This window comes from Ilyobacter sp., assembly GCF_041583315.1.
Lineage (GTDB): Bacteria > Fusobacteriota > Fusobacteriia > Fusobacteriales > Fusobacteriaceae > Ilyobacter.
Genome location: NZ_JBFHGC010000143.1, coordinates 1 through 5,607, shown reverse-complemented (window position 1 = coordinate 5,607; position 5,607 = coordinate 1). Strand labels below are relative to the sequence as shown.

At 39.6% G+C, this 5,607-nt stretch carries 4 protein-coding genes; 3 read left to right on the top strand and 1 reads right to left on the bottom strand.

Annotation, left to right across the window (positions count from 1 at the left end; all coding sequences use genetic code 11):
- The coding region (mprF, locus tag ABZA26_RS06445; protein WP_372713698.1) for a bifunctional lysylphosphatidylglycerol flippase/synthetase MprF at positions 1 to 1,797 on the top strand (1,797 nt) is incomplete at its 5' end.
- Between the two features lie 78 nt (positions 1,798 to 1,875).
- Here the strand turns inward: mprF and ABZA26_RS06440 are convergent.
- Positions 1,876 to 2,631: a dienelactone hydrolase family protein gene (locus ABZA26_RS06440; RefSeq protein ID WP_372713697.1), complete on the bottom strand. Its 756-nt coding sequence runs from the start codon at positions 2,629 to 2,631 to the stop codon at positions 1,876 to 1,878.
- A 395-nt stretch (positions 2,632 to 3,026) separates the two neighbouring features.
- Here ABZA26_RS06440 and trkA point away from each other — a divergent pair, with 395 nt between their 5' ends.
- Together trkA and ABZA26_RS06430 are read left to right on the top strand one after the other, a co-directional pair.
- Positions 3,027 to 4,400 (top strand): Trk system potassium transporter TrkA, encoded by a 1,374-nt coding sequence (gene trkA, locus ABZA26_RS06435; protein ID WP_372713696.1) that lies wholly within the window; start codon positions 3,027 to 3,029, stop codon positions 4,398 to 4,400.
- Positions 4,397 to 5,607: TrkH family potassium uptake protein (locus ABZA26_RS06430; protein WP_372713695.1), on the top strand; the 1,211-nt coding region annotated here is incomplete at its 3' end. The genes trkA and ABZA26_RS06430, both read left to right, overlap by 4 nt.

Sequence of the window (5,607 nt, the reverse complement as noted above, 5' to 3'; positions counted from 1 at the left end):
GGAGGTATAGGGGCTTTTGAATTTATCATGATCTCTTTTTTATCTCAGTTTATATCTGTCCATGAAATACTGAGCGGACTGATCCTCTATAGGCTGATATACTATCTTCTTCCATTATTTTTTGCCGTTGTCCTTCTGGGAACCTATGAAGTTTCCATTAAAAAGGACTCGTTTTCAGCACTTACAAATTTCTTTGAAAGTTTTATAGCTCCGTTTGTACCTATAGTCCTGGCTACCGGTATGTTTTCCGGAGGATTAATAATGCTGATCTCTGGATCGACACCCTCTGTTTTATGGAGGCTGGAATGGCTTGGAAGATTTTTTTCAATCGCCACCTTGGAGGTATCTCATTTTATAGGAAGTATTACCGGATTTTTACTTCTGATGCTGGCCACAGGTATAAAGAGAAGGTTAAACAGTGCTTACTTTATATCCATATTCCTTTTGTTTACAGGTATTATATCTTCCCTTCTCAAAGGACTGGACTATGAGGAAGCTTTAGTACTTTTTGTAATACTTGCTCTGCTGATTCCATCAAAAAAATATTTTTACAGAAAAACTTCGGCTCTGACCAGTTATTTAAGTGTAAACGGAATGTTGTTGATATTTTTGGCCACTGCTTCGGCGCTGTGGATAGGGATTTTCTCATATAAACACATAGAGTATTCCAGGGATCTGTGGTGGCAGTTTGAGCTTAAGAAAAATGCCCCCAGATTTTTACGTTCGACCCTGGGGATAGCACTGGCAACGATCTTTTATACAATTACCAAAATCTTGAAACCAGTGACTGACTATACCCTGGAGAATATGGGAGATGGGATGGAAGATGCCAGGAAGATACTGGCCACATCTGACAGGACATACTCAAATTTAGTCCTCACAGGGGATAAATCCGTGGTATTTGATAAAGACAGGGATTCTTTTATAATGTACGGAGTCAGCGGGAAAAGTATGGTGGCTATGGGAGATCCCATAGGAAACAGTGACGGTATTTCCGAATTAATATGGATTTTTTATGAGATAGCCATGAAAAGCGGCAAGAGAGTGGTATTTTATGAAGTGGGAACAGAGTACCTCAGCTACTATCTGGACATAGGACTAAATATACTTAAAATAGGAGAGGAAGCAGTAGTTGACCTGACTGAGTTTTCCCTTGCAGGAGGTTCCAGAAAAGGACTGAGATATACATTCAACAAGCTGCAGAAAGAGGGATGTTCCTTTAGAATAATTGAAAAAAATGAGGTAGAAAGCATAATAGATGAGCTGAAGGAAATTTCAGATACCTGGCTTGATCTGAAAAAGGGTTCTGAAAAAAAATTCTCTCTGGGAAGTTTCAATAAAGATTATATAAAAAACTTTAGGATAGGAGTTATCGAAAAAGACGGGAAAATAACGGCCTTCTGCAACCTTTGGGAGACTTCAAATAAGAATGAACTTTCTGTAGATCTGATGAGATACAGACCTGGGTCTCCAGATTCTGTTATGGAATTTTTATTTATAAACCTCATGCTGTGGGGGAAGGAGAATGATTACAAATGGTTTAGCCTGGGAATGGCACCACTGTCGGGGATTGAAGGCCACGAGCTTTCTACATTCTGGAACCGTTTTGGAAACTTTGTTTTCAACCTCGGGGGCCATATTTATAATTTTAAGGGTCTGAGACGTTATAAAGAAGGCTTTTCTCCCCAATGGAGACCGAAATATATTGTTTTTTCAGGAGATCTGTCACTTTTAAATGTACTAAAGGATATTTATGTACTGGTTTCAGGGGGACTGAAAGAGAAAATTAAGAAATAGATTTTTATGTGAAAATTGCCTTAAAAAGGGAACAGACCAAAAGAAAACACCGGATAGGTCCGGTGTTTTCTTTTTAGTTTATTTATTTAGAGTCTCCTCTAAAAATTCAGTAAATCTTTTCCAGGATTTTTCATCTGCCTCCTTTCTGTAGCTTTGAGAATCAAAGACAGTAAAGGCATGAGGAGCTCCACTGTAAGTTATCATCTCGTGAGAAACTCCGTTGTTTTCCAGCTCTACTGCAAGCTTTGCAAAGTCATCCATGGTGATATTTGCATCAGCAGTCCCGTGGAGAATCAAGATATCTCCCTTGGTTCTGGAATAATCCTGACCTTCAGGAGTAGTTAGTCCTCCGTGAAAAGTTGCAAAACCTTTAAGGGTTATTCCTGATCTAGCAAACTCAAGTGCTGCCGCACCTCCGAAGCAATAACCAACCACCACAGCGTTATGGATATTCCCTCCTTTCATTCTGGCGACTTCAAGTGCTCCTAGCATCAGTGAACGCATCTTCTGACGGTCAGCATATAGTTCTCCAGTGTGCTGACGTCTGTCTTTCACCTCTGTGGGACGTATCCCTGCTCCGAACAGATCCATGGCAAATACAGAATAACCTAAATCTGCCAGCATCTCTACACGCTGCACCTCATAATCTGTGAGCCCGTCCCAGTCATGGATGAGCAGTACAAGGGGAGCTTTAGATGACTTATTTATTGAGTAATATCCCTCATAAACTTTGCCGTCTATCTTGTATGATATTGATCTTCCTGAAGCACTGAATGATAATGCTGCTATTGTCATAAAAAAAACTGCCATAATAAAATATCTGCTTTTCTTCATGTGATTCCTCCTCTTTCTAAATTACGGAATTATATTAGTTTAAAATGCTGCTATGGTGTAAAAGATACTGATTTGTCTACAAAACTTTAAAAACCTTTACCACGAATGGGTCGTGAACATTCGTGGTGAAATATTTTGACTTTTATTTACGCGGAAACGTTATCTATAAACATTTTATGATTTGTTTTTGAAATTTCCTTTTATATTTTATATAAAGGTCAGAGTCTGGAGAAAAAAGGCTTGTTTTCTGTCTGGTGTTTGTAAATGAATACCTATAGTTTTACTAAAGATAAAGGAATTTCAGACAATATTTGGAAAATATTTATAATGATATCTGAGATTTTTTTCTGATGAAAAACTCTGTAAAGGGGCATTCTGAAAAAAGGAGAGTCTATATGAATATAGTAATCGCAGGCGGGGGAGATGTAGGGGTAAAAATAGCACAAAAATTAATATACGAAGGGTACAACATAACTCTCATCGAAAAAGACGAAAAGCTCATAAGAATGCTTAAAAATAAACTTGATGCAATGATTATCCATGGAGATGCCACAGAGGTGGGGACTCTTATTAAGGCGGATATTCAGAGTGCAGGTCTTTTTATAATAGTGACGAATTCTGATAGTGACAACCGTGTGGGGTGCACACTGGCCAGAAAATGTGGCAGAAGTGATCTATCCATAGCCACGAAGTTAGACGACTATTCTCAGTTTTTTCTGAAAGGCAAGGTGGCACCGGGGGATTTTGGTGTGAATACAGTGGTTACCCCTTCAGAGCTGACCATAAAAAAGATTGTGGAGCTCATTCAGAACCCTGATATATTTGAGATCGCAAATTATGCGGGAAATATTGCCCAGATGGTAGGAGTGAAGGTAAGAAAGGAATTTTTATACTCCTCTATGCCTATTTTTGAAATGGCTCAGAAAGATGACATGATGACCAGGATAAGACTGGTAGCTATACAGAGAGAGGGAAATATAATAATACCCCGGGGAGACAGCGAAATATATCCAAATGACAAACTGTATTTTGTAGGAAGAACAGAGGTCGTGAAGGAAATTGTAAAAAAATACTTCTCCATAAATCTGAAACTGAATAATGTAATCATAGTGGGAGGCAGTAAAAGGGCCGTAAGACTGGCAAGGGTGCTGGTGAAACTGAAAAAAACAGTGGTGATTATAGAGGAAAACAGATCCCGGTGTGAAGAGATAAGCTCTCATCTGGAAAATGTCATGGTAATAAACGGTTTGGCAACAGACAGATTTCTGTTGGAAGAACTCAAGGTGGAGAATTCCTGTATAGTCAGCATGACATCTGATGATGAATATAATATTCTGTCTGCATTTATGACCAAAAAATACGGAGCCTCAAAGACAATCTGCATGATAAAAAGCACCTCTATAGTCAATGTCATAAATAACTTAGCACCTATAGACACAGTGTTCTCTCCTCACGCCCTAACTGTGGGTGAGATACTGAAACGGACCAGAAAGGATGACCTTTTCTCAGTATCCCCTTTTACAGAGATAGATGCAGAAACTGTAGGGATAGATATAAATGAGAAACTCCCAATATTGAATACCCCTATAAAAAACATATCAATGCCGGATAAGACAATTATAGGGATTATAATAAGGGGAAAAGAGGTCATTATTCCCACAGGGGAGGATGAGATAAAATTGGGAGACAGGATAATAATATTCCTTCTTTCAGATGCCATCTATGAAGTGGAAAAAATGTTTTCCAAAAGGCACGGTGGCCGCCTATGAACTGGAAACTAATTTTTAAAATTCAGGGTCTTATTTTAATCGTGGTGGGAGCTATGATGACCTTTCCACTTGTTTTTTCATTTTACTACAGGAGCTCAGATATGCTTCCCCTGTCTTTTTCCATAGTTCTGACTCTCTCTGTAGGGGTTTCATTTCTTCTTTTGTTTAAATCCAAAAAACGAATAAGAGCCAGAGAGGGGTTTGCCGCTGTATCTCTGGGTTGGATACTGGCATCTTGTTTCGGAGCCCTGCCCTTTTATCTGGAGGGGACAATGGGGTCGTTTATAAACTGTGTCTTTGAATCCATGTCGGGGTTTACAACTACAGGGGCGACAATATTGTCAGATATAGAATCACTTCCAAAGGGGATACTCTTCTGGAGAAGTCTCACCCACTGGCTAGGGGGGATGGGTATAATTCTTTTGACAATCGCAGTCCTTCCAATGCTGGGAATATCTCCGGGACAGTTGTACAACGCCGAGGTTCCGGGACCCATTAAAGACCGACTGAGACCAAAGATAAGAGATACTGCAGTAATATTGTGGCTTATATATCTATCCATGACAGTGGCCGAGACTATTCTTTTGATGCTTGGGGGGATGAATCTTTACGACTCACTGTGCCATACCTTCGGTACTTTGGGGACAGGAGGGTTTTCCACACGAAACAGCTCTGTAGGTGATTTTCACAGTGTCTATATAGAGGTGGTCATTATAGTTTTCATGTATCTTTCCGGGATAAACTTCACCCTTCATTTTTATCTGATAAAAGGCAGATTCAGGAATTTTTTTAAAAACAGCGAGTGGAGATTTTACACCTCTATACTCCTCACTGCAATAATACTAATATCACTGAATATATATTTTTCCGGTCCCCTTGAATACAGGGCTAACTATCTGAAATCTCTGAGAGATTCGGCCTTCCAGGTGGTGTCCATAACCACAACCACGGGGTACGTCACTGCTGATTTCAATCTCTGGCCCTCTTTTTCCGGGCTTCTGCTGGTTGTACTCATGTTTTTCGGAGGATCTGCAGGTTCTACAGGAGGGGGACTGAAACAGATGAGGGTCCTCATTATGATAAAGCATATCTATCACGAGGTGGAAAAGATGGCTTATCCCAGGGCTGTATTTTCTCTGAAGATCGGGGGAGACAGTATAGAGGAAAGAGTGGTAAAAAATGTGGTAGTATTTTTTATTCTTTTTAT

What these genes read in the sequence shown, in the direction of transcription:
- ABZA26_RS06440 (WP_372713697.1), bottom strand. Translation starts at nt 2,631, where the DNA reads ATGAAGAAAAGCAGATATTTTATTATGGCAGTTTTTTTTATGACAATA.
- trkA (WP_372713696.1), top strand. Translation starts at nt 3,027, where the DNA reads ATGAATATAGTAATCGCAGGCGGGGGAGATGTAGGGGTAAAAATAGCA.